The sequence below is a fragment of the Microbacterium sp. M1A1_1b genome, from assembly GCF_053345565.1.
In genome coordinates, this window is record NZ_JBKFAJ010000003.1 from 201,955 (window position 1) to 225,543 (window position 23,589).

Here is a 23,589-nt window from a genome sequence, read left to right on the forward strand (position 1 = left end):
GTCTTCTGTCCTTCTGCGCGGCGCTGTGTGCGGTGAGCGGACAAGTAGTTAGACAAACTAGTGAAGTGCTGCCACGGTGGTCCCATGCGACCGCAGAACGACCTCTCCCAGCTCCGCGCGAACCCGATCGAGTGGCGTCGGCGCGGACTGACCCCGCCGGACGTGATCCAGGCCATGGTCGAGGAACGTCTGGCGCAGCCGGGCCACAGCCAGCTGGTGGGTGACCCCAGCTACGCGGACTTCTTCCGCGGCTGAGTGACGCTCGTCACCATCTGACGGACGGGAGGCCCGGTGCCAGCTGGCACCGGGCCTCCTGTCTGTCCTGTGGCGGGTGGCCAGCAGATGGCCGTCCGATAGACTCGGGTGGACCACCGACCAACGGTCGCGTGCGGTCCTCCGCCAACGTGAGGAGAACCAGATGCCCGCAGCAGTCATCATCGGCGCCCAGTGGGGCGACGAGGGCAAGGGGAAGGCCACCGACCTGCTCGGCAGCCGCATCGACTACGTCGTCAAGTTCAACGGCGGCAACAACGCCGGGCACACGGTCGTCGTCGGGGGCGAGAAGTACGCGCTGCACCTGCTGCCCTCCGGCATCCTCACGCCGGGCGTCACCCCGGTCATCGGCAACGGCGTGGTCGTCGACATCGAGGTGCTGTTCCAAGAGCTCGACGCGCTCAAGGCCCGTGGGGTCGACGTCTCCAAGCTCCGTGTGTCGGCGAACGCCCACGTCATCACGCACTACCACCGCACCATCGACAAGGTGACCGAGCGGTTCCTGGGCAAGCGGCAGATCGGCACCACCGGCCGCGGCATCGGCCCGACGTACGCCGACAAGATCAACCGCGTCGGCATCCGCATCCAGGACATCTTCGACGAGAACATCCTGCGGCAGAAGGTCGAAGCCGCCCTCGACCAGAAGAACCACCTGCTGGTCAAGGTCTTCAACCGCCGCGCGATCGACGTGGACGAGGTCGTCGAGTCGCTGCTGTCGTTCGCGGACCGCCTGCGCCCGATGGTCGCCGACACCGCGCTCGAGATCCACCAGGCGCTCGAGCGGGGCGACACCGTGCTGTTCGAGGCCGGCCAGGCCACGATGCTCGACGTCGACCACGGCACCTACCCGTTCGTGACCTCGTCGTCCGCCACCGCGGGCGGGGCGGCCACCGGTTCGGGCATCGGCCCGGGCAAGCTCGAGCGCATCATCGGCATCGTCAAGGCGTACACGACGCGTGTCGGCGCCGGTCCGTTCCCGACCGAGCTGTTCGACGAGTCCGGCGAGTTCCTGCGCGCCAACGGCTTCGAGTTCGGCACCACGACCGGGCGTCCGCGGCGCTGCGGTTGGTACGACGCCCCGATCGCCCGGTACACGGCGCGCATCAACGGCGTGACGGACTTCGTGCTCACCAAGCTCGACGTGCTGACCGGGCTCGAGACGATCCCCGTGTGCGTGGCGTACGAGGTCGACGGGCAGCGGGTCGACGAGGTGCCGGTCAACCAGTCCGACTTCCACCACGCCAAGCCGATCTACCAGGAGTTCCCCGGCTGGACCGAGGACATCACGGGCGCCCGGTCGTTCGAGGACCTGCCGCAGAACGCCCAGGACTACGTGCTGGCGGTCGAGGCGATGTCGGGCGCACGGATCTCGGCGATCGGTGTCGGCCCCGGGCGCGACGCGATCGTCGTCCGGCACGACCTGCTGGGGTCGTGAGCGTGCGGATCCTGTTCGTCTGCAGCGGCAACATCTGTCGGTCGCCGCTCGGGGCCCAGGTCCTGCGTGCGCGCCTGGGTGCGGCGGCACCGTCGTTCGTCGTCGAGTCGGCGGGCACGATCGCCGACGACGGGGCAGCGATGGACGGTGCCGCGGCCGAGCAGTCCGTGCGGCTCGGCGGCGACCCGTCGGCGCACGCGTCGCGCTACCTGACGCCGGCGATCGTCGACGGCGCCGACCTGGTGCTGACGGCGGAGCGCTCGCACCGTGCCGCGGCGGTGCAGCTCGCGCCGCGGGCCTCGAAGCGGACGTTCACGATCAAGCAGTTCGCGCGGGTGCTCGAGGGGCTCGAGCCCGGCGACCTGGCCGACGTCACGACGCCCCAGTCACTCGTGGAGCGCGTCGCCCGGCTGCGTGGCACGGTGCCGCCGCCGGCCGACCCCGCGGACGACGACGTCGACGACCCCTACCGTCGTTCCACGGCGACGCACGAGCGGGTCGCCGACGAGATCGACCGGGCGCTGACGATCATCGCGGACGCACTGCGCGCCGTCGCCTGACGCGGCCGTTCTGCGCATCCCCGTGGGGGACATGTACCCCGAACCGTGGCCCGTTGTCCCGCGGAATGCGGGCCCGGCGCGAACAGGCGGTGAACGGGAGCCGTGAATCCACGGGGCTGCATGGCGGACACCGTGGTCGACGCCCTAGGTTCGGGGTACCGCACGACGTACCCCGAACCGCGACAGGAGCACGGCCATGAGCACCACCACGACCCAGCGCGAACTCACCCTCGACACCGAGACGGTGGACACCATCGCCGTGCTCGACGCCGTGGCCGCCACCAGCACCCGTGCGGCCCGCGCGAAGCTCACCTGGACGCAGGAGTCCGACGGTGAGTGGATCGCCAACTACGGCGGCTACTTCGGTGGTTCGGTCGACAAGCTCGGCGGCCGCTACGTCGCCTCGGACACGTTCGGCATGGTCGTCGGCGACTTCGCATCGCTCGAGGACGCCCAGACCAACCTGGCGGAGCGCCTGCACGTCATGCTGCCGCCGGTCATCCGCTCCGTCGACTAGAGCGCGTCCCGCGCGTCCCGCGCGTCCCACGCGCTGCGGCGCGGGGGTGGTGCGGCGTTCCGCGCCTGGTGCGGCCTTGTTGCCCCGCACGGGGCCGTGAACCTCGCACGGACCGGGCTGGAGGCCGTGCTCGCGTCGTGCGCCGGGCCTCCCGTCGTGTGGTGGGCGGTACCAGCGCGCACCGTGCGCGGTTGGTGGGTGGTGCGGCGCTGCGCGCCTGGTGCGCGCTTGTTGCCCCGCACGGGGCGGTGAAGCTCGCACGGTCCGGGCTGGAGGCTGTGCTCGCGTCGTGCGCCGGGCCTCCCGTCGTGTCGTGGGCGGTACCAACGCGCACCGTGCGCGGTTGGTGGGTGGTGCGGCGCTCTGCGCCTGGTGCGCGCTTGTTGCCCCGCACGGGGCCGTGAACCTCGCACGGACCGGGCTGGAGGCCGTGCTCGCGTCGTGCGCCGGGCCTCCCATCGTGTGGTGGGCGGCACCAGCGCGCACCGTGCGCGGTTGGTGAGTGGTGCCGCGCTGCGCGCCTGGTGCGGGCTTGTTGCCCCGCACGGGCCCGTCAACCTCGCACCGAGCGCAAGCCCGGCCGGCCCCGCGCCGGCCGCACCCGCTCACGCCGTCAGGTGCGCGCCGAGGAACGCGATGTGCGCCGGAGCCAGACGGCGCCAGTAGCCGTGGGTGTGGCCTCCCGGCTCGAAGCCACCCGCCGGCCGGTGCCCGGCCGCGAACCCGGCCACGTACGAGCGCACTGCCGGCTCGAAGCCGTCCCCCGTCCCGCAGTCCACCCGCACCGCCACTCCCTGCAGTCGCGTCTGTCGCCCCAGGACCGTGTTCCGCTGGAAGTCCGCCGCGTCGTCGAACGCTCCGCGGGCCGTGTCGCCGGCGGACTTCCACAGCGCCGGACTCAGCGCCGATGCCACCCGCACTCGCCCGGAGCCGAGCGCTCCCGCCAGGTACAGCGCGCCGTAGCCGCCCATCGAGTAGCCCGTGAAGCCCAGGCGGTCGACGTCGAGCCCCTGGTCGCGCAGCAGCGGCAGGAACTCGTCGACCACCATGCCGGCCGGGTCCTCGCCGTCCGCGCGCCGGTGCCAGTACCGGTTGCCGCCGTCGACGGCCGCGATGGCGAACGGTGCACCGCCGCGGTGGATGTGCTGCGCCAGGAACCGGTCGTAGCCGAGCGAGCTGCTCGTGAACTCGCGGTGGTCGTCGCCGTACCCGTGCAGCGCCACCACCACGGGCAGCGGGTGTTCGGACGGTGGCGCGGTGATGCTCCAGCCCACCGTCCGGCCCTGGCGCGCGTGCGAGACGAACGACCCCGAGGCGGTCGGCGTCGGCGTGACGTCCGGCACGGTGCCGTCCGTGCCGTCCAGGCCCAGCACGCGGAACATCGTCGAACGCCCCGGCACGACGCGCAGGTCCACCGCGGCGACGGTGGCGCCGCCGAGAGCGACGGCACCGGCGCCGGCGAGCAGGGCGCGTCGGGTCAGCGAGGTGGGCACAGCTCATCTTGACGAGCCGCAGGACCGGACGGGAGGCCCGGGGCCGGGTCTGGGCGGATCGCCAGCGCAGACGGTGGGGACGTTCAGGTCGTGGTGGTCGCCGCCACCGGGCCGAGTACGGCCCGGAGCTCGGCGTGCGCCGGCTGCCGCCGGAGCACCACGACCGTGACGTCGTCGTCGTGGGGGACCTCGTCCGCCAGGTCGGAGAGCGCCGCGACGAGTGTGGCCGGCTCACGGTGACCGTCACGACGGGCGATCGCTGCGACGGCATCGACGGCATCGTCGCGTCCGCCGAACAGGTCGAGCACCCCGTCGCTGAACGAGATGAGCAGGTCGCCGGGCTCCAGACGGTCCGCGGTCGTCGCCCACTCGTCGCGGATCCCGAGTCCGAGCGGCAGGTCCACCGACCGCAGTCGTTCGACCCCGTCGTCGGCGCGCAGCACGAAGCTCAGCCCGTGGCCGGCGTCCGCCCAGCGCAGGGTGCCGTCGTCGTCGAGCCGCGCGTGGAACAGGGTCGTGAACGCGACGATGCCACCGCCGTCCTCGGCGCTCAGCCCGTCCGACGCCCGGCGCAGGGCCTCGGAGGGGTCGTCGACCGTGCGGGCGCTCCGCAGGGTCGTGCGGACGGCGGCGGCGATCAGCCCGGCACCGACGCCCTTGCCCATCACGTCGCCGAGCGTGACCGCCAGGCCGTGCTCGGTGGCGTACCAGTCGAAGAAGTCGCCGCCGACGCTCCGTGCGGGCAGGCATGCGCCGGCCACGTCGAGGTCACCGGCGGTGCGGACCCGGATCGCGTCGTCGTCGGGCGCGGCTTCGGGGATCACGCCCGAACCGGTGCGCGTGGGCAGCAGCGATCGCTGGACCTCGGCGGCGCGGGCGATCTCGGCCGCCATGGTCTTCTCGCGGCGTTCGGCCCGCCGCACGCTCGACCGGGCCTGTCGGGCGAGCTCGTGCACCACCACGGCGACCGTGCCGAACACCGTCGCGGTGATGCCCAGGCGGACGAGTTCGCTGATGCTCGGCACCATCGACGGCAGCAGCACGTACGGGGCCAGGATCACCGCGACCACACCGAGCACCGACCACAGGATCGTGCGCCAGCCGGACAGCGACGCCCACCAGACCACGGGCAGCACGACGAGCGAGGTGAAGACGGAGGTGTTCGCGCCCGTTCCCGTCCGCAGCAGTGCCATCGCGGCGAAGTCGAGCACCAGGACGACCGGCACCAGCCAGACCACGCGCGGCATCGCGGCGGCGACGGCTGCGACGACGGTGGCCACCGCTGCCACCAGGATGCTCGTCAGGAAGGTCCCGGTGTCCGTGGCCTGCATCGTCGGCACCAGGGCGCTGACCAGCACAGCGACGGCGAGCAGGACGCTGATCGGGACCTGTCGGACGAGGGCGCTGTCGGTGATGCTGGTTGGGCGAGACATGCTCAGGCCAGATTAGTGGAACGGGACGTCCACCGCCGTGATGCTCAGCGCGGCCAGGTCGCGACGACGGCCACGGCGTTGAACAGCACGTGCGCCAGGATCGCGCCCCCGATGCGGCCGGTCATCGCGACCAGGGTGCCGGTCAGGGTGCCGAGCAGGAAGGTCGTGACGAAGACCTGCACGCCACCGTTGGTCGTCGTCGCCGCGCCGAGCAGCAGGTGCAGCAGCCCGAACAGGAACGCGGTCAGCAGGACGGCCAGGAACCGGGTGCGCGGGGTGAGTTCGGCAGCCAGCCGCCGCTGGAACACCCCGCGGAAGAAGACCTCTTCGAGCACCGGGCTGACCAGCACGACGCCGATCGCCGAGGTCACGAGCAGTCCGACCTGCGGTTCGCCGAGCGAGGGAGCGGGCGTCAGGCCGGTCGTCCCCGTGAACGCGATCGACAGTGCGACGTCGACCACGCGGCAGATGATGACGATGCCGAGCGCGAAGACCGCGTCGCCGAGATCGAGACGGAAGCGTGACCTGAACGTCGAGCGGTCGCTGCGGCGCAGGACCCAGGCGACACCGACCACCAGCGGCACCCACACCGCCAGGTCCGCGGCGAGCACCTGCAGGACCGGCGACGGGATGCCACCAGACCGGGTGAACCCGCCGACGACCCGGGCCAGGACGACCGCGACACCCAGGGCGACGAGCAGCACGATCAGCTCGCGCTGGCGGGTGGTCGAGGGCTCGGTGGTGGGGCGGGCCGGCTCGGAGCTCATGCGGCAACCGTAGAGGACCGAGGCCGCCTGGCGCGGTGAACTCCCGAGAACCCCTCGGACATGTGGCACTATTTGAATGCCGTGTGCTGGGAGTATCCCGGTCTGCCTGTGTCGGGACCACAGGAACGGTTCGGATCGGGGAAGGCAGGCGCGTGGAGCTACGCGACTACATCACAGTGCTGCGCAAGGGATGGGTCCTCATCCTGGTGCTCGCACTCGTCGGAGTGGCAGCAGCGGCGGGGTTCTCCCTCGTCAAGAAGCCGGTCTACTCCGCATCAGCGCAGGTGTTCGTCTCCACGGAGACCTCCGGCAGCGCCAGTGACCTGGCCCAGGGCAACACCTTCACGCAGCAGCGCGTGCTGACGTACTCCAACCTGGTGTCGACGCCCATCGTGCTGCTGCCCGTCATCTCGACGCTGAAGCTCGACATGAACGCCGACCAGCTGGCGACGATGGTCAGTGCCACCGCGCCGACCAGCACGACGCTCATCTCGATCTCGGTCAACGACACGGACCCGGTGCAGGCGGCGAACATCGCGAACGCGACCTCGCAGAGCCTGACCAACGTCGTGCAGGACATCGAGGCCACCGACGCCAACGGCTCGAGCACGGTCAAGCTCACCCGCGTCAAGCAGGCCGACGTGCCGAGCAAGCCGATCAGCCCCAACGTGCCCGTCAACGTCGCCCTCGGGCTGCTGGTCGGGCTGGCGCTCGGCGTCGGCATCGCCGTGCTGCGCGAGACGCTCGACAACCGCGTGCGCACCGAGCTCGACGTCGAGAAGATCAGCGAGAAGCCGGTGGTCGGCGGCATCGCCTACGACAGCAAGGCCTCGGAGCGTCCGCTCATCGTGCAGGTCGACCCGCGCAGCCCACGTGCCGAGTCCTTCCGCACGCTCCGCACCAACCTGCAGTTCCTGGACCTGGGCACCGGCTCGCGCACCTTCGTGATGACCTCGTCGATGCAGTCCGAGGGCAAGAGCACCACGGTCGCCAACCTGGCCATCGCGCTCGACAGCGCCGGCTTCCGCGTCATCCTGATCGACGCCGACCTGCGCCGTCCCCGCGTCGCCGAGTACATGGACGTCGAGGGCAGCGCCGGCCTGACCGACGTGCTGATCGGTCGCGCCGAGCTCGAGGACGTCGCACACCCCTGGGGTCGCGGCAACCTGGTCGTGCTGCCCGCCGGCCCGATCCCGCCGAACCCGTCCGAGCTGCTGGGCTCGCGGTCGATGCAGGAACTGATCGAGCGGCTCGAGGGCCAGTTCGACTACGTCCTGTTCGACGCGCCGCCGCTGCTGCCCGTCACCGACGCCGCGATCCTGTCGAAGAAGGCCTCGGGCGCGATCCTGGCGGTTGCCTCGGGCAAGACCCACAAGGGCCAGCTCGCCGCCGCCGTCGCCTCGCTCGAGAACGTCGGCGCACCGATCGCCGGGTTCGTCATCACGATGATGCCGGTCAAGGGTCCGGGCGCCTACGGCTACGGCCGCTACGGGTACGGCTACGGGTACGGCACCAACGAAGAAGACGGTGCCGCCGCTCCCGACGCGGTCCGGCCGCCCAAGCGGATCGGCAGGAAGCTCAACGCCCTGCGCCGCGCGGAACGCTGATCGGAGCTGGGGGACATGGATGCTCGCCGGGGGACCCGAGGCCTCGGCCGGTCACTGCCGCGGACCACACTGGTGTGGGTCGCCGTCGCGGTGGTCGCGCTGATCGTCGTCGACGTCGTGCTGGTCTCGCTGGCACTCGGTCGCACCGCGACCGCGCAGAACGGTCCGGCCGGGCCGATCCCGACGTTCTCGAGCTCCGCGCGGCCCAGCGGGACACCGACGCCCAGCGCCTCGGCCACGCCGTCGGCAGGTGCGGCAGACGATGCGTCAGCCAGCCGTCTGCTGTCCGCCGTCGACGGCAAGGAGGCATGGCGAGCCTCCAGGACGTCGTGTTCCGCCGGCAAGGCGGTGCTGGAGCACTCCGTGGACGGCGGGGCGACCTGGGTCGCCGTCGCGCTCGGCGACGACGTGCGCGCCCTGACGGGGCTGCGCGCCACCACGACCGGGGTCTCGGTCCTGGTCGGCGTGGGTGACGACTGCGCCGCGACCGTCCGGACGAGTGCCGACGACGGTGCGACCTGGGCAGCCGGTCAGCCCGGCGGTGCCGGTGCCGGGGTCACGGACACGGCGCTGCAGCTGAAGAGCGGGCGCATCGCGTCGCCGTGCACCGACCCCGTCGACGCCTACCAGGGGCAGTACACGACCCTGGTCGCGTGCTCGGACAGCGTCGCCTGGCGGAGCGGGACCGGCGCGTGGGTGACGGCACCGATCGCGGGGATCCAGTCCATCGCCGACGCCGGCAACACCTACACGCTCGCGCGCACCGGCGCGGCCACCTGCGCCGGGGTCGAGGTCCTGAGCCTGCCGGCCGTCAAGGTCACCGCGTCGTCGGCGGTCAGCCCGGTCGGGTGCTGGACCGAGGGGACGAGCAGCGGATCGGTCGCGATCGACCTGGCGGGCACGAGCCTGTGGGCGTGGGCCGGCGACACGGTTGCCGTGTCGGCGGACGGCGGGGCGTCGTGGTGACGGTGAGCCCGGGATGACCGCCGACGCGGTCCGGACGCCGCAGGCGCAGGGCACGACCGACGACTGGAGCCGCCGCTACTCGCGCGGCGTCCTGTTCACGGACCTGCTCGCCCTGATCTGGGTCGTGTTCGGCGTGCAGATCGCCTGGCTCGGGCTCGGGTCGAACCTGGCGACCAACACCGCTGATCTGCGCCTGAGCTACTTCGGCATCTCGATCCTGGTGATCGTCGTGTGGATGAGCGCACTGGCGCTGTACGACACCCGCGGGGACCGCGTGATCGGTGTCGGCAGCGCCGAGTACCGGCTGGTCGCCGACTCCAGCGTCCGGGTGTTCGGGCTGCTGGCGATCGCCGCGTTCCTGCTGCACGTCGACCTGGCCCGCGGCTACGTGCTGATCGCGTTCCCGATCGGCATCCTCGTCCTGCTGGTGTCGCGCTGGATGTGGCGCCAATGGCTCGTCGCGCAGCGCAAGCGCGGGGCGTACTCGGCGCGCGTCCTGCTCGTGGGATCGCCGGCGAGCGTGCTGCACATCGGGCGGGAACTCGGCCGTTCGCCCGAGGCCGGCTACCAGGTGGTCGGCGCCGCGGTGTCCACCGGGCTGCGCGGACTGCTGCCCGGCTCGACGATCCAGAGCCACGGGGGATTCGACGACGTGAGCGAGGCGTTGCGTGAGACCGGCGCCGACACCGTCGTCATCACCAGCTCCGACGACCTGCCCCCTGAGCGCGTCCGCGAACTCAGCTGGTCGCTCGAGCCCGGCCGGCAGCACCTGGTGGTCGCCCCGAGCCTGACCGACATCGGTGGTCCGCGCATCCACACGCGCCCGGTGCAGGGACTGCCGCTGATCCACGTCGAGACGCCGACCTACTCGGGCCGCAAGCTCTACACCAAGCGTGCGTTCGACCTGATCGGGTCGGCGCTGCTGATCATCGTGCTGTCGCCGGTGCTGCTGGTCCTGGCCCTGCTCGTGAAGGCGACCTCGCCCGGGCCGGTGTTCTTCCTGCAGGAGCGCGTCGGGCTGAACGGTGGCACCTTCCACATGGTCAAGTTCCGCTCGATGGTCGTCGACGCCGAGGACCGCTTGCAGGAGCTCAGTGCACTCGACCGTGCCGAGGGCAACGACGTGCTGTTCAAGATGCGCAACGACCCCCGGGTGACCCGTGTCGGGGCGTTCATGCGGCGCTACAGCCTGGACGAGGTGCCGCAGCTGTTCAACGTGGTCGAGGGCAAGATGTCCCTCGTGGGGCCGCGCCCGTCGTTGTCCGCCGAGGTCGCGCGGTACGAAACCCACGTCCACCGTAGATTCTTGGTGAAGCCCGGGCTGACAGGTCTGTGGCAGGTGAGCGGTAGGTCTGACCTTTCGTGGGAAGACTCGGTACGTCTCGACTTGTTCTACGTCGAGAACTGGTCGCTGGTGGGCGACTTGCTGATTCTCTGGCGCACCATCAAAGCCGTTGTCCGTAGCGACGGTGCTTACTGAGCACCCGCCTTGTCCAATCGAGAAAGTCGCGAAATGCCGCAACGCCATCCTGGCCCGCTGGGCGAACTTCAAACCCGGTCGCTCGGCGGTCTCCCACTCCTGATCGCAACCCCAGAGGACGCCTCTCGGGCGGTCGTGGCACTGAGCAGGTCGGAACACAATGGTGCAGCCGTGCATCTGCTGAACGCCTACTCAATCGCTCTCGCTCAGAGCGATGATCGATTCCGAAGCGCACTGCAAGGGGACGCGTGCAACTTTCCCGATGGGAAGCCGTTGAGCTGGGTCACTCGGTTCTCGAAGAGGCGTCTCCACCAAGTTCGTGGGCCCCAGTTCTTCCTCGACGTCATGGACACGGGCCGTGCCGCCGATGTCAGACACTTCCTGCTCGGAGGGTCCGACGACCTTCTCGTGAAGCTGCAAGAGAATCTGTGCGCAAAGTTTCCGGGCGTCCAGATTGTCGGAGTCTACAGCCCACCGTTCCGCACGCTGTCGAGCGACGAAGTTGCGACTCAGGACACCTTGATCAGGGAGTCTGGTGCGGACATCGTTTGGGTCGGGCTCGGGACGCCAAAGCAAGACCATGAGGTTCAGCGACTTGCGCTTGAACTCGGGAGCGTTGCTTGCGCGGTCGGTGCGGCTTTCGATTTCACCGCTGGCACCAAGCGAGAGGCGCCCGTGTGGATGACCTCAGCAGGACTCGAGTGGCTCTACCGCCTCTTGTCCGAGCCCAAGAGACTCTGGCGTCGATACCTCATCGGGAACTTCGTCTTCCTCGGCGCCGTCCTGCGGGACCACTAATTGGGTACGAAGAAGGTCGTCGTCATCAGCCAGGTGCCACCGCCGACGCACGGCTCGACGATCATGACCAAGATCCTCCTGGAGGTCCTGGCAGAGGACGGCCGCCGGACGAAGCTCGTTGACCGACGCTTCAGCAGAGCGGTGGACGAGGTTGGTGCGCTGTCGCTCCGAAAGATCGTCGCAGTGCCGTCACTCGTTCTCCGGCTGGCTCTGGCTGTCGTCCGCCGTCCCGATGCTTGCATCTTCTTCTGCACGAACAGATCGTTCTCTTTCCTCGTGGACGTCGTGCTGGGTGAAGTGCTTCGGCTGTTCCGTGTGCCGACTGTCAACTACGTGCACACCAGCGGTTACTCCGACCTTGCGGCCCGCGGGAAGGTCTGGCGGTGGATGGTGCAACGTCTCTTGTCGCACGGAGCAACAACGGTCTGCCTTGCTGATTCGTTGGTCGCCGACATCGCGCCGTTTGTCGGTAAGCGAACGATCGTCGTCATCGCGAACACGATCGACGACCGTCCTGACCGCTTTGCCGAAACACGTCGGCGGCCTGACGGTATGAACACGAGCGGGCCGATCCTCTTCCTTTCGAACCTGCTGGAAGAGAAAGGCGCGGACGTGTTCGTCGATATGGCGATCACTCTCTGTGACCGTTCTGATCAGCTGACGTTTGCCCTCGTGGGGCAGCCGGCAGACCGAACGCTGGCGGACGCGCTACAGCTGCGCGTCGTGCGCTCGGGCCACGCCTCGCGCGTGCAGTTCCTCGGGCCGAGATTCGGCGAGGACAAGTGGGACGTGCTCGCAGGAGCGCAACTCCTGGTGTTCCCGTCGCGGTATCGTTTCGAGGCGCAACCGCTGACCATCGTCGAGGCGTTCAGCCTTGGCGTGCCTGTGGTTGCTTCCGACGTGGGGGCTATAGGCGAGATGGTTGGCCCAGAGAACGGATATTTGTTGTCAGAGGCGACGGTCGACGAGGCGGTGCGAGCGGTCTCGCTGCTCGCGACCGACCCCGAGCGTCACCGGCTCGCGTCTGAGGGCGCGAGACGAGCGTTCGATCAGAAGTACTCCAGAGCCACTTTCCGTGCGGCCTGGAACGACGTCATCGAGTCCGTGCAGAAGGACGCAGCGTGAATCAGTCAGCTCCGCTGGTAGGGATCGGCACAGACGAGGAGCGGGCTGCCTTGGTGGCGTTCCGGTCCTTCCGCGGCATGCGTGAGACGCTGGCTGCCGATCTGCGTGCCAATCGAGGGGATCCGAAATCGCGGGTCGTGCTCATCGGATTCCGGATCTGTCAGTACCTCATCCGAGACCGAGCGCATCCACGTCGGCGGTCCTACCCAGCTGTAGCGATGTATCGGTTCGCGACCGAATTCATCCTCGGTATTGAACTCCGACCGAAGACGCGCGTGGGGCCGGGGCTCACAATCTTTCACGGAACAGGACTAGTTGTGAATGATCGCGCGCTGATCGGGACGGGAGTTGTATTGCGCAACGGGGTGGTCATCGGTCACAAGCGTCCTGAGCAGCACGCGCCGTTCCTGCGCGACTTCGTCGACATCGGGACCACAGCGCTCATCGTCGGAGCAGTCACCATCGGCCGAGGTGCGAGCGTCGGAGCAGGGGCAGTCGTCGTTCGAGACGTTCGTGAGGGAGACACGGTGGTCGGTAATCCGGCTCGGAGCGTCAACCCATGACCCGTGGCCGACCTGAACGAGATCTGGTGGTCTTTGCCTACGCCTACGCGGCTTCAGAGCGAGACGCCGTGGCCCGGGTCATCGGAGAGCTTGCATCTGAACTGCGTCGTCGCGGACGGAATGTGAGCGTGATCGGTATACCCGCGGAGTCGATCGTCTCCGCGGGTGGAAACGGGCTTGAGAAGATTCGCCGGTTGCGAAGCGAACTGTCGTTCATCTTCAGGCTCCTGGGCGTCGTCGTGCGGAAGGGCCATCGCCTCCAGGCTTTCGTGAGCGTCGATGTACCCTCTGGCCTGCCGCTGGTCGGGCTGTTCGCGCGACGTCTCAGCCGGGGGCGGGTCCGCGACGTTGCTTGGGTGATGGACCTGTACCGGCTGGCCGGACCGAGCAAGAACATCCTGACCCGCGCTCGAACATCCGTAGAGCTCATCGCCCTGCGGACGACCGCCGAGATCGTGACGATCGGATCTTGCATGGCCTCGCGAATAGAGAGACTGGCACATCGCCCAGCTGATGTCATCCCGCTGTGGCATCGCCAGATGGAGCGGCAGGCACGCTTTCGACAGTCCGGTGAGCCGCTCCGTCTGCTCTACTCGGGCTCCGCTCGGGAGCTCCACCCTCTGCAGGGGCTGATTGCCGCAGTTGCTGACCGACCCGGCGTTGAACTCCTCATCAGCGGCTCCGGCGCCGAAGTCGACCGTGCTCGGGACTGGCTCGCAGTTCGACCCGCAAGCAACATCACGATCGGGGGCTTTGTTCCTGAGACGGAACTCCAGCGATCGTACGGAGATGCCGACCTTCACGTCGTTGCGTTGTCCGAAGAGATGACCGGAACCTGCGTTCCGTCCAAGGTGTACGCCGCCATGTCAGCTGGGCGCGGAGTCTTCCACCTCGGTTCAGCCTCGGGCCAGGCTGCGCTCGACGTCATGCGCGCCGACGCTGGAGTCGTGGTGCCGACGGGTGACGTTGACAGCATCGGACGTGCCCTCGACTCGCTGCTTGCCGACTCGTCAGCTGTCGCGCGACAGGGAGAGAACGCTTCGTCCTTCTTCGATGGTCATCGCACAGTCAGTGCCGGCGCCGACGCATGGGAGCTCGTGTTGTATGGCGACGGCTTGACCACCAAAGTTGTGAGCTGATCTGTGCGCAGCTTGATCTGGTCGCTCATCGAGCGAGTCTTCCCGCGACTAGCAAGCGCACTCCTCATGGTGCTGCTGGCGCAGTACGTGACTCCCGTTGTCGTCGGTCTCTACGCATGGCCGATGCTTGTCTTGACCTTCTACTACTCAGCTCTCGACGGTGCCATCCGTCAGGTCGTGGTCCCGAGCTTCTCCAACAAGAACTCCTACGACTTCTTGCTGCGGTACAGGAGGTGGGCGAGCATTTGCGGCGTGGTCGCAATGACGGCCACGCTCGCCGTCCTCTGGCTGGTGTTCCCAACTAGCCTGCATCCGCAGATCGTCGCTCTCCTCCCACTGATCGCTGTGCCTGTGGCCAATTCGTACGCAATCATCCCTCTCGGTTTCCTGCAGCGCGCCGATCGCTGGCGGAGCCTTGCGAACCTGCAGCTGGGGGTTGCGGGACTCTCGCTCGTCGTGTCGCTGCCGGTGCTCTTCCTCACGAAGAGCCTGCTAGGCGCGGCCCTTCAGGTGCTCCTGGCGGAACTGCTCTTCGCGGTATTCGCGCATCGATCCGCGGTACGACTTGGAATGCTTCAGCACTTGCGCACTATCGGTGCGGGACGCACCCTGGCGGCGGAGTTCCGACATGCGTCGTGGTTCTTCATCCTTGGGTGGTTGCAGGGCCAGGCGGACCGGATTCTTCTCGGCGCGGTGGCAGGAACTGCGGCTCTCGGGTCCTACAACCTCGCCATGGCGGTCGCGCGCAATCCGGGTGACGCGGTGTCCTCGTCGACCGCGAACGTTCTCCGAGTGCGACTCGATGGGGTCGAGGAGCTTCGCGAGGTCCGCACGAAGGCTGACCACCTGCTGATCCGAGCAGTAGCGCTCTCGGTGGTCTTGATCGTCGCGTTGGACCTCGGGACCCGTTTCGTTCTCCGTCCCCTCCTCGACGAATCGTGGTCGAAGCCGCTCGAAGCGGTCTTCCCCGCTTCGCTGAGTATCCTCATTACCACTGTCGCATGGTCACTTGCCCCGGTTTTGATGGCGCGTGGCCGTTTGCAGTGGGGAGCGCCGATCAAAGTTGTCGGGGTGGTTCTTGCAGTGCCGATCGCTATTGCTGCCGCCCATAGCATTGTCCTCGCGGCGTGGTTCTTCCTCGCTCGAGAAATTGTGCTGCTCGCGCTGCTCATTGTCGCCTGTGGCAAAGCTGCGCCGGTACGAGCGACGGTCATAACCTTCGTCCTCGCGGCGCTCGGCGCACTCCTGTTCCGGCTTCTCTAAACCAATGGAGGCTTTGCTTTTTGGCGGCACCGGCTGGCATCTGCGAGGCGCCGAATCGTCGAATCCCGCCGACTTAGTCGGATCGGCGGTTTCTCAGTACGGATAACGCAACACGGTCTTTGAAGCCGAATCTTGACTGTACCTTGCGGAAGTGATATCCGAGTAGCGCATTTTTCCGAGAGGGTGAACCGGCGGCCCTAATCGCGATGGCTTGTGAGTCCTCGAGTCCTGGATGAAGGACCGATACGAGTGTTGAGTACGCGTCCTGCCACTCAGCCTCCGTCGCCGCTCGTTCTGCCCAGCTGCTCGACGCAGTCACCTGGCCACGGTGGCGTCGAAGGGCGACAAGCGGCCGTGACACTCGTTCCAGACTCAAACCGATCCCAGCGGCGCGCAGCCAAAGGTCGTAGTCTTCGGCGAGGCAGGCTCTGTATCCACCGAGGGTGCGTAACGCGTCGGTCCGCGCTGCCATGGTCGAGTGAGCCACCGGATTCTCGATGAGAAGAGCGACGGGAAATGCCGAAGTCGAAATCGAGAGCAGAGGCGAAGGGTACGGTATGGGGAGCCCTTTGCCGAAGTGAATTACGCCCCCGAAGGTGAAGTCGACGCCTGACTTGAGGCGCTGGAGCTGGCCATGGAACCGACCCGGAAGAGACACGTCGTCGGCGTCCATTCGCGCAACATACTCTCCTCGGGCTTCGTCGAGCAGCGCGTTGAGGGCGCTCGCAACCCCCAATCCCTGAGCCGAACGGAGGACGCGAACTCGGCGGTCGTCGACATTCCGCGCAACTTCAGCTGTACGGTCCTCGCTTCCATCGTCCATGACGAGTAGTTCCGTGTCGCGTGGAGCAGAGCGAAGTGTCGACACGAGTGCGTGTCTCAGAGTCACCGCAGCATCGCGCGCTGGCATGAGGATGGAGAGTTGCAAGTCCGGTCTGATTTCTCTGAGTGACGCCAAGGGTTCGATTGAGTGAGTAAGCGATGCCTAGGACCTTACAGGCCGGTCGCCCGATGGCTGATATTTCGCGCCGCGATTCTGGGTTGCCCGAGTGGGCTAGACTCTTTAGGAAACCTCAGGAAGCGAGAACCTATGGGACCGGTCGCCGCACTGCAACAGCGAACGAAGGAGCGCCTGCAAGTGCTCCATGCGGGTGTGACAAGTGTTGTCCTCACCGACTTCCCCGACTACGGGAATATTGGCGACTCCGCGATCGCGCTTGGGCAGCGCCGCTTCTGGGACGAGTCGGGCGTGGAGTTGACCAAGGTTCAGAGTCAGCCGACCCTGACGCGATCGACCCTTCATTCGATGACAGCGGTGGCGATAAACGGGGGTGGTAATCTTGGCGGGCTCTACCCGAACTCTGACGCTCACCGGTATCGCCTGGCGGCCGAGCTGCCGTCTCAGACGTTACTCATCCAAGAGCCTCAGACCGTCCATTTCGCTTCGGAGTCCAGTCGCCGAGAGTTCGAGGATCGGTTCGCTTCTCGACCCAATACGAGAATCGCAGGGCGGGATCATGCCACTCTGGCAACGTTGAGTCTCCTCATGGATGGGGTCGTGCTCAGCCCGGATCCCGTGCACATGCTTGGTTTCCTTCCGTCGCCGGATCCCATTCAAAAGGAGGTAGCTTTGCGTCGGAACGACGGTGAGTCCACTGGTCGACTCATCGATGGACTGGACTGGCCGCCGGATCCTTGGGATCTGAATGTCTTGCGCTGGTGGGCAAACCGCTCGGCCGAGGTGCCGCCGATCAAGAATCTTTTCCAGCGGAAGCCGGCCACTTGGATGGAGAAGGCGGAGCGTCGACTTGCTCGGGGAATCGCTTACCTTTCTCAGGGCGAGACGATCGTTACTGATCGCCTACATGCGATGCTGCTGGGCCTGCAGATGGGGCGGAGGGTGGTGGCGACTGATAACAGCTACGGGAAGCTCTCCGCGTACGCAGAGACGTGGCTCACCGGCTTTGGTAGTCAGCTTGACCTGAGGGAAGCTGACCCGGCGCGCTGAACAGCGTTGCACGAGACGCCCGCGGCGAGGCGCCGGCCGAAACACCCTTATGCTGAGGGCTAGTTACTTCCGGCCACGTTGAGGACTGTCTCGATTGTGGGAGATCAGACTCGGGGACTCATGACCAAGCGCGCACTCATTACGGGCATCACCGGGCAGGACGGGTCCTACCTTGCCGAGCTTCTGCTTCGGAAAGGCTACGAGGTGCACGGCGTGATTCGGCGTGCGTCCACCTTCAACACCGCGCGGATTGACCACCTCTACGTCGACCCCCACAACCCCGACGCGAAGCTCTACCTGCATTACGGGGACCTCGGCGACGGAGCACGTCTGGTGAGCCTGCTCGCCGACCTCAAGCCCGACGAGGTCTACAACCTGGCCGCGCAGTCGCACGTGCGTGTCTCGTTCGACGAGCCCGAACACACCGGTGACGTCACGGGTGTCGGGACGATGCGCATGCTCGAAGCCGTCCGGGTCTCCGGTATCCACACGCGCTTCTACCAGGCATCGTCGTCGGAGATGTTCGGCGCGACGCCGCCGCCGCAGAACGAAGAGACGCCGTTCTGGCCGCGCTCTCCGTACGGCGCCGCGAAGGTCTACAGCTACTGGGTGACGCGGAACTACCGCGAGGCTTACGGCATGTTCGCTGTGAACGGCATCCTCTTCAACCACGAGTCGCCACGTCGTGGCGAGACCTTCGTCACCCGCAAGATCACCCGTGCCGTGGCTCGGATCAAGGCGGGCATCGAGGACCACGTCTACCTCGGCAACCTCGACTCGGTGCGTGACTGGGGCTACGCGGCCGAGTACGTCGAGGGCATGTGGCGGATGCTGCAGGTCGACGAGCCGGACGACTTCGTGCTGGCCACCGGTGGCGATTTCACCGTGAAGGACTTCCTGTCCACCGCGTTCTCGCACGCCGGCCTGAACTGGGAGGACCACGTCCGATTCGATGAGCGCTACCTCCGCCCGAGCGAGGTTGACGCTCTGGTCGGCGATGCATCGAAGGCGAAGGAGAAGCTCGGCTGGGAGGCGACGGTCGACACCGCCGAGCTGGCCCGCATCATGGTCGACGCGGACATCGAGGCCCTCGAGCACGAAGGTCGGCCGTGGATCGACACCGTTCGTCTGCAGAGCTGGGAGTCCTGATGACCGACATCGACTTCACCCCTGGTCCGGTGGACCGTGGTGACCGGGTCTACGTCGCCGGCCACCGCGGGCTCGTCGGCTCAGCCGTTGCAAGGAAGCTCGACACCGAGGGCTTCACTGACGTCATCGGACGATCGTCCTCCGAACTGGACCTCAAGAACCGCGATGCCGTCTTCCGGTTCTTCGCCGAGGAACGACCGAAGCACGTCGTCCTCGCTGCGGCAAAGGTCGGCGGGATCATGGCGAACAACACCTACCCGCACGACTTCCTCAGCGAGAATCTGCAGATCCAGGTCAACGTGATGGACGCCGCAGTCGAGTACGGCGTCAAGCGCCTGGTGTTCCTCGGCTCGTCGTGCATCTACCCGAAGCTCGCCGAGCAGCCCATCCACGAGGACGCGCTGCTGACGGGGTACCTGGAGCCGACGAACGACGCATACGCGATCGCGAAGATCGCGGGCATCCTGCAGGTGCAGGCGGTGCGTCGCCAGCATGGCCTGCCATGGATCTCGGCGATGCCGACGAACCTGTACGGTCCGGGCGACAACTTCTCGCCGCAGGGCTCGCACGTGCTCCCCGCGCTGATCCGTCGATACGACGAGGCCGCGCGGTCCGGTGCTGACCGTGTCGAGAACTGGGGGACCGGGACGCCTCGGCGTGAGTTCCTGCACGTCGACGACATGGCAGCGGCGGTCTTCCACCTGCTGGAGCGCTACGACGGCCCGGACCAGGTCAACGTCGGCACCGGCTCCGACGTGACGATCCGCGAGATCGCCGAGACCATCGCGGCGATCGTCGGATTCGAGGGCGAGACGGTATGGGACACCAGCAAGCCAGACGGCACGCCGCAGAAGCTCCTCGACGTCTCCAAGCTTGCTGACGCGGGCTGGACGTCGCAGATCGGACTTGAGGACGGACTCCGCAGTACGGTCGCTTGGTATCGCGAGAACGCGGGGCGTGTACGGCAGTGAGCCGGTCCTTCTGGATGTCTGGTTGTAAGCGTGCCCTGCTCCTTCGAAGACCTCTATTCTGTCTTTTCGTGCGATCCGAATTGCAGGCGCCCGAGTATCGCTGAACCTTGAGTGATGATGCGCGGTGCTCTCAAGAGCTGGGAGCGGCGTAAGTGGCTCAGGTGGATGCATTTTTGCGTCTGCCGGGAGCTTGGGGCGGGACAGGCGAGCGTTGTGTGCCAATGGGTTGCAACAGGGTTCCTCCTGCCGCTGTCACGGCCACGGGGCCTGCTGCAGACCATCATGGTCAAACTCACTTCCTCGCACGGTGCGTTAGGCCGTCTTGCGACTTCTGCATCACCAGCACTGAAGGGTATTGCAAAGCGATGCCAGCCTATGCTTTCGCGGGCTATTTGAGACGGGATTGGGAGATCAAGAAAGCGGCGGAGTTGAGTAGTAACGGATTGGTCGACTAGAGAGTGGTTCTGTCCCTTGTGAGCGGGGAGTCTTTGTGTTGGCAGCGCTCAGACCGATCGCCGAACCGGCGATCATTACGGCGTACACGCTAATGGTGAGATTGTCGGTGATCGACCCAAGCAGAATGACGATCACGGATAAAGCAGCGCCAATGTGTAGGGCGCGGACCTGTATGTTCTCTGCTTGGAGTACGGCTCGCACGGCCCGCGCGAGCAACATCAGCATGCCAAGGCCCCATAAGGTCATACCAACAATACCGGTGTCATCGAGAATGCGAAGGTACTCGTTGTGTGGATGTGCGATCCATCCAGGGAATCGATTGGAAATCAGCGTCTGAGCAGCGCCTGGACCGTGACCGATCCAAGGTGATTGCTGCCACTGCTCGATCGTCATGCCCCAGAGGACCGAACGCCCGGAGGAGTTGATTTCGATACCACCGATTGAGTAGCCGTCGCCGTCTATGAACCGGTCCCGGATCGCCGCCACATGCGTGATGAGTACGTACGCTCCTGCTGCAACGACGGTGGTCATCAGGAAGAGCCGCAGGACTATACGCGCGCCACCAGGCCGCTGCTTTTTGAACGGGCGCAATGCTATAACGATGATCAGCAAAATGGCCGCAATAGCTAGAGGTGTGCGCGAGAGCGAGAGTGCGATCACAAGGACGAGCATGACGGTCGGCACCCACGACGATCGTGCCGCAACGGTCACTGGCACGACGAGGACGAGTGCCAGGACGCTCAGCCAACCTGCCCCGCGCGCTGAGTAAGGGAAGGTGCCTGCACCGATTCCATCCCTGACTACCTCGATGAGGTAGAGGGCGGCGGAGGCGACCGCGAGCCACTTCCACCACGGGTACGCGCGCTCGAAGGTGCCTGACTCAGTTCGGGCATATACAACCGCGATTGTCGCCGGGAATATGAACCACACCAGAAGGTTTTGCAGACCGATAACCGAGGGCGCCATGCCAAATCGAACCGCCGCCCAGATCACAAACAGCTGCATCGGAAGCGGCACCGCTCGGGTCGAGAGTGCTGACCGGCTGCTAGCCAAGGTTGCGATTCCGACCAGGCCGAGCACGCCAGCTACCGCGATCGTAACCTCGCCCTGCACCTTGAAAATCGTGTTCAACGTGTCTTGCACGATGATGAACATCATCGCGATCCCGAGCGCGACCGGGATACGCGGTTTCGGAAGGACTTCGGTCACCGTCGGACAGTACCAGCGTCTCGGTGGCCGGCGGGGGTTAAGTTCGATTGACGTCGGCCAGTGATGCCGCCGGATCTGGCGGCGGCCTGCGCCGGGTACGGGGCCAAGATTCGGTAGCGCGCGTCAAGTAGAAGCGCCTAGGGCCACGGACTACCGAGAGACCTCGGGGTACGACCTAAGCTGATCTCATGTCCGACCAGCCCGAGTCCGGACGCACTGCAGCACGTCGGGGGTCTGGGGCCCGCGTTGTCCTGTGGGTCGTCCTCGCCCTCGTCCTCCTGCTGATCTTCGCCGTCGCGTGGGTGGGCATCCGTGGTGTCCTGGCGAAGGGGCACCTGGAACGCGCGGTCGGCGACGTCGACACCCTGCGGTCCCAGCTCACCGGCGGCGACACCGCTGCCGTGCAGAAGACCGCGAAGCATCTGCAGGACGAAGCGAGTGCGGCCCGGTCGCTGACCGGAGACCCGATTTGGGGCGCGTCGCAGTACGTGCCGTTCTTCGGGACGAACCTGCGCGCCGTCCGCCAGGTCTCCGTGGTCGTCGACGACGTCGCTCGGAACGCGGTCACGCCGGTGTCGGGCGTCGTCGGCAAGTTCGGCACGGACAGCTTCGCGCCGAAGGACGGCAAGATCGACCTGCAGCCGATCGAGGACGCCCAGCCGGCGGTCGCGAAGGCCACCTCGACCCTGCAGCACGCGGAGCGGGACGCCCAGGCGATCGACACCAGCGACACCCTCTCTCCCATCACCACCGCGGTCGGGCAGCTGCGGAACGCTCTGCAGTCCGCGTCGACCCAGGCCACGACCGCGAACCGCATCGTCCAGCTGGCTCCGGTGATGCTCGGGCACGACGGTGACCGCAACTACCTGCTGCTGTTCCAGAACAACGCCGAGTTGCGCGCAGGCGGGGGGATCCCGGGAGCCGTCGCCCGCCTGCAGGTCGAAGACGGGCACATCAGCCTGGCGGCACAGGCATCGAGCACGGACTTCGGGAAGTTCGACCAGTCCGTCCTGCCACTCGAGCCCGACACGAAGAGCCTGTACGGCTCGATCACGGGCGAGTACATCCAAGATGTCACGCTCACCCCGCGCTTCGACGTGTCAGCGCAGCTGGCACGCGAGATGTGGAAGCAGAAGTTCGGTGAACAGGTCGACGGGGTCCTGGCCATCGACCCTGTCACGCTCAGTTACATCCTGCGGGCGACCGGTCCGGTGCAGCTGCCGACCGGCGACACGTTGACTTCGGACAACGCGGTCAAGCTGCTGCTGAGCGACGTCTACAGCAAGTACCCGGACCCGAAGGTGCAGGACGCGTTCTTCGCCTCGGCTGCCAGCGCGGTGTTCGAGAAGGTCTCCAGTGGCACCTTCGACACGAAGCAGTTCATCGCGGCGCTGACCCAGGGCGCCGACGAGGACCGACTCCGACTGTGGAGCGCTGACGACGGCGAGCAGCAGCTGATCGACGGCACCCCGGTGTCCGGTGCCCTGCCGAGCGTGTCCAAGGCCACCCGGCAGTTCGGCGTCTACCTGAACGACGGCACCGGCTCGAAGATGGACTACTACCTCGACAAGACGGTGTCGGTCGGCACCTCGGTCTGCCGGAAGGACGGCCGGCCGACGTCCGTCGTTCAGGTCACACTGAAGAACACCGCTCCTGCGGACGCAGCCACGAGCCTGCCCGAGTACGTCACCGGCGGTGGTGACTTCGGCACCGAGCCCGGCACGATCAAGACGCTGATCGCCGTCTACGCGCCCACGAACGCGCTCTACCTCGGGTCCACACAGGACGGCAAGCAGGTGGGCGTGCAGACGGCCACCGACGGCGGGCACCCGGTGGCGCAGCTGCAGACCTTGCTGACTCCAGGCCAGAGCACGACGTTCCGTGTGGCGTTCCTGGGCCAGGCGAAGTACGCCAAGGCCGGCGTGCAGGCGATGTCGACGCCCGGCGTCCGGCAGAGCAAGGTCCTGCCGCTCACCTTCGACTGCGCCGACCCGACCAAGGGCTGACGGCGCGAACCATAGGCCCGCGCAGCAGTCCCAACGGGCTCCCACGAGTCGTGTTCGTCCACGGAGCGCGGTGTTCGATGCCCCCATTCCGGGGGTGACCGCGTGAACCTGGCCGATCGGACAGCGATCTGTTCACCTTCCGCACAGGTGGTCCGAGGCGACCGATCTCTCGCAGAATCCTGCCGTGAACTGGGGTTTCCTCGATCTACCTGTCGGTGCCGCCGTGCGTGCCGCTGGCGACGCGCCCGAACTGTGACCTCGAGTTAACGCGATCGACGCACAGAACATGACAACAAACTGGGAAAAGCCGATACATTGAGTGAACTTCGCCAATAACGCCCGCCATCATCACCAACGGCCTGGGCACGATG

Annotated in this window: 21 protein-coding genes; 16 read left to right on the forward strand and 5 right to left on the reverse strand. The window is 66.9% G+C overall.

Annotated elements, in window-relative coordinates; translation table 11 throughout:
- Window positions 1–84 precede the first annotated feature (84 nt).
- The 4 genes from ACLBWP_RS09530 (at window position 85) to ACLBWP_RS09545 (ending at window position 2,785) form a co-directional block, all read left to right on the forward strand.
- Window positions 85–255: a hypothetical protein gene (locus tag ACLBWP_RS09530; RefSeq protein ID WP_447654980.1), complete on the forward strand. Its 171-nt coding sequence runs from the start codon at window positions 85–87 to the stop codon at window positions 253–255.
- 163 nt (window positions 256–418) lie between these two features.
- Window positions 419–1,708 (forward strand): adenylosuccinate synthase, encoded by a 1,290-nt coding sequence (locus tag ACLBWP_RS09535; protein WP_447654981.1) that lies wholly within the window; start codon window positions 419–421, stop codon window positions 1,706–1,708.
- A 2-nt stretch (window positions 1,709–1,710) separates the two neighbouring features.
- Window positions 1,711–2,268, forward strand: a complete 558-nt coding sequence (locus ACLBWP_RS09540; protein WP_447654982.1) for an arsenate reductase/protein-tyrosine-phosphatase family protein — start codon at window positions 1,711–1,713, stop codon at window positions 2,266–2,268.
- A 196-nt stretch (window positions 2,269–2,464) separates the two neighbouring features.
- Window positions 2,465–2,785, forward strand: coding sequence for a hypothetical protein (locus ACLBWP_RS09545; protein WP_447654983.1), 321 nt, complete (start codon window positions 2,465–2,467; stop codon window positions 2,783–2,785).
- 605 nt (window positions 2,786–3,390) lie between these two features.
- Here the strand turns inward: ACLBWP_RS09545 and ACLBWP_RS09550 are convergent.
- From ACLBWP_RS09550 to ACLBWP_RS09560, 3 genes are all read right to left on the reverse strand, one after another.
- Window positions 3,391–4,278 (reverse strand): alpha/beta hydrolase, encoded by an 888-nt coding sequence (locus ACLBWP_RS09550; RefSeq protein ID WP_447654984.1) that lies wholly within the window; start codon window positions 4,276–4,278, stop codon window positions 3,391–3,393.
- Between the two features lie 83 nt (window positions 4,279–4,361).
- On the reverse strand, window positions 4,362–5,711 hold the full coding sequence (locus ACLBWP_RS09555) for a PP2C family protein-serine/threonine phosphatase (protein WP_447654985.1): 1,350 nt from the start codon (window positions 5,709–5,711) through the stop codon (window positions 4,362–4,364).
- 44 nt (window positions 5,712–5,755) lie between these two features.
- Window positions 5,756–6,478, reverse strand: coding sequence for a CPBP family intramembrane glutamic endopeptidase (locus ACLBWP_RS09560; RefSeq protein ID WP_447654986.1), 723 nt, complete (start codon window positions 6,476–6,478; stop codon window positions 5,756–5,758).
- A gap of 152 nt (window positions 6,479–6,630) precedes the next feature.
- On the opposite strand from ACLBWP_RS09560, the gene ACLBWP_RS09565 reads away from it, so the two are divergent.
- The 8 genes from ACLBWP_RS09565 (at window position 6,631) to ACLBWP_RS09600 (ending at window position 15,419) form a co-directional block, all read left to right on the forward strand.
- Window positions 6,631–8,085, forward strand: a complete 1,455-nt coding sequence (locus ACLBWP_RS09565; protein WP_447654987.1) for a polysaccharide biosynthesis tyrosine autokinase — start codon at window positions 6,631–6,633, stop codon at window positions 8,083–8,085.
- A 72-nt stretch (window positions 8,086–8,157) separates the two neighbouring features.
- Window positions 8,158–9,051, forward strand: a complete 894-nt coding sequence (locus ACLBWP_RS09570) for a hypothetical protein (protein WP_447654988.1) — start codon at window positions 8,158–8,160, stop codon at window positions 9,049–9,051.
- Between the two features lie 13 nt (window positions 9,052–9,064).
- Window positions 9,065–10,531 carry a sugar transferase gene (locus ACLBWP_RS09575; RefSeq protein ID WP_447654989.1) on the forward strand — a complete coding sequence of 489 codons (1,467 nt, stop codon included), beginning with the start codon at window positions 9,065–9,067 and terminating at the stop codon, window positions 10,529–10,531.
- Window positions 10,532–10,702: 171 nt separating this feature from the next.
- Window positions 10,703–11,329, forward strand: coding sequence for a WecB/TagA/CpsF family glycosyltransferase (locus tag ACLBWP_RS09580; protein WP_243562364.1), 627 nt, complete (start codon window positions 10,703–10,705; stop codon window positions 11,327–11,329).
- A gap of 63 nt (window positions 11,330–11,392) precedes the next feature.
- Entirely contained in the window at window positions 11,393–12,454 is a 1,062-nt protein-coding gene (locus ACLBWP_RS09585; RefSeq protein WP_447654990.1) for a glycosyltransferase family 4 protein, read from the forward strand.
- Complete coding sequence (locus ACLBWP_RS09590) at window positions 12,451–13,017, forward strand: serine O-acetyltransferase (protein WP_243562366.1); 567 nt, start codon at window positions 12,451–12,453, stop codon at window positions 13,015–13,017. Before ACLBWP_RS09585 ends, ACLBWP_RS09590 begins: the two co-directional genes overlap by 4 nt.
- Window positions 13,014–14,156, forward strand: a complete 1,143-nt coding sequence (locus ACLBWP_RS09595; protein WP_243562368.1) for a glycosyltransferase — start codon at window positions 13,014–13,016, stop codon at window positions 14,154–14,156. Before ACLBWP_RS09590 ends, ACLBWP_RS09595 begins: the two co-directional genes overlap by 4 nt.
- Before the next feature lie 66 nt (window positions 14,157–14,222).
- A complete protein-coding gene (locus ACLBWP_RS09600) occupies window positions 14,223–15,419 on the forward strand; it encodes an oligosaccharide flippase family protein (RefSeq protein WP_447654991.1) in 1,197 nt (398 codons plus the stop codon).
- 73 nt (window positions 15,420–15,492) lie between these two features.
- On the opposite strand, the gene ACLBWP_RS09605 is transcribed toward ACLBWP_RS09600, so the two are convergent.
- Window positions 15,493–16,329 (reverse strand): glycosyltransferase family 2 protein, encoded by an 837-nt coding sequence (locus tag ACLBWP_RS09605; RefSeq protein WP_447655134.1) that lies wholly within the window; start codon window positions 16,327–16,329, stop codon window positions 15,493–15,495.
- Window positions 16,330–16,509: 180 nt separating this feature from the next.
- Between ACLBWP_RS09605 and ACLBWP_RS09610 the strand changes: the two genes are divergently transcribed.
- The 3 genes from ACLBWP_RS09610 to ACLBWP_RS09620 all read left to right on the forward strand — a co-directional run bounded on the left by ACLBWP_RS09610 (window position 16,510) and on the right by ACLBWP_RS09620 (window position 19,547).
- Complete coding sequence (locus ACLBWP_RS09610) at window positions 16,510–17,427, forward strand: polysaccharide pyruvyl transferase family protein (RefSeq protein ID WP_447654992.1); 918 nt, start codon at window positions 16,510–16,512, stop codon at window positions 17,425–17,427.
- 120 nt (window positions 17,428–17,547) lie between these two features.
- On the forward strand, window positions 17,548–18,576 hold the full coding sequence (gene gmd, locus ACLBWP_RS09615) for a GDP-mannose 4,6-dehydratase (protein WP_447654993.1): 1,029 nt from the start codon (window positions 17,548–17,550) through the stop codon (window positions 18,574–18,576).
- A complete protein-coding gene (locus ACLBWP_RS09620; protein ID WP_447654994.1) occupies window positions 18,576–19,547 on the forward strand; it encodes a GDP-L-fucose synthase family protein in 972 nt (323 codons plus the stop codon). The genes gmd and ACLBWP_RS09620 overlap by 1 nt, the downstream gene beginning before the upstream one ends.
- Window positions 19,548–19,958: 411 nt before the next feature.
- Here ACLBWP_RS09620 and ACLBWP_RS09625 read toward each other — a convergent pair whose 3' ends face one another.
- The gene (locus ACLBWP_RS09625; RefSeq protein WP_447654995.1) at window positions 19,959–21,212 is read right to left on the reverse strand and encodes an O-antigen ligase family protein; all 1,254 of its coding nucleotides are present in this window, start codon (window positions 21,210–21,212) and stop codon (window positions 19,959–19,961) included.
- Between the two features lie 188 nt (window positions 21,213–21,400).
- Between ACLBWP_RS09625 and ACLBWP_RS09630 the strand changes: the two genes are divergently transcribed.
- A complete protein-coding gene (locus tag ACLBWP_RS09630) occupies window positions 21,401–23,218 on the forward strand; it encodes a DUF4012 domain-containing protein (protein ID WP_447654996.1) in 1,818 nt (605 codons plus the stop codon).
- Window positions 23,219–23,589: the final 371 nt, after the last annotated feature.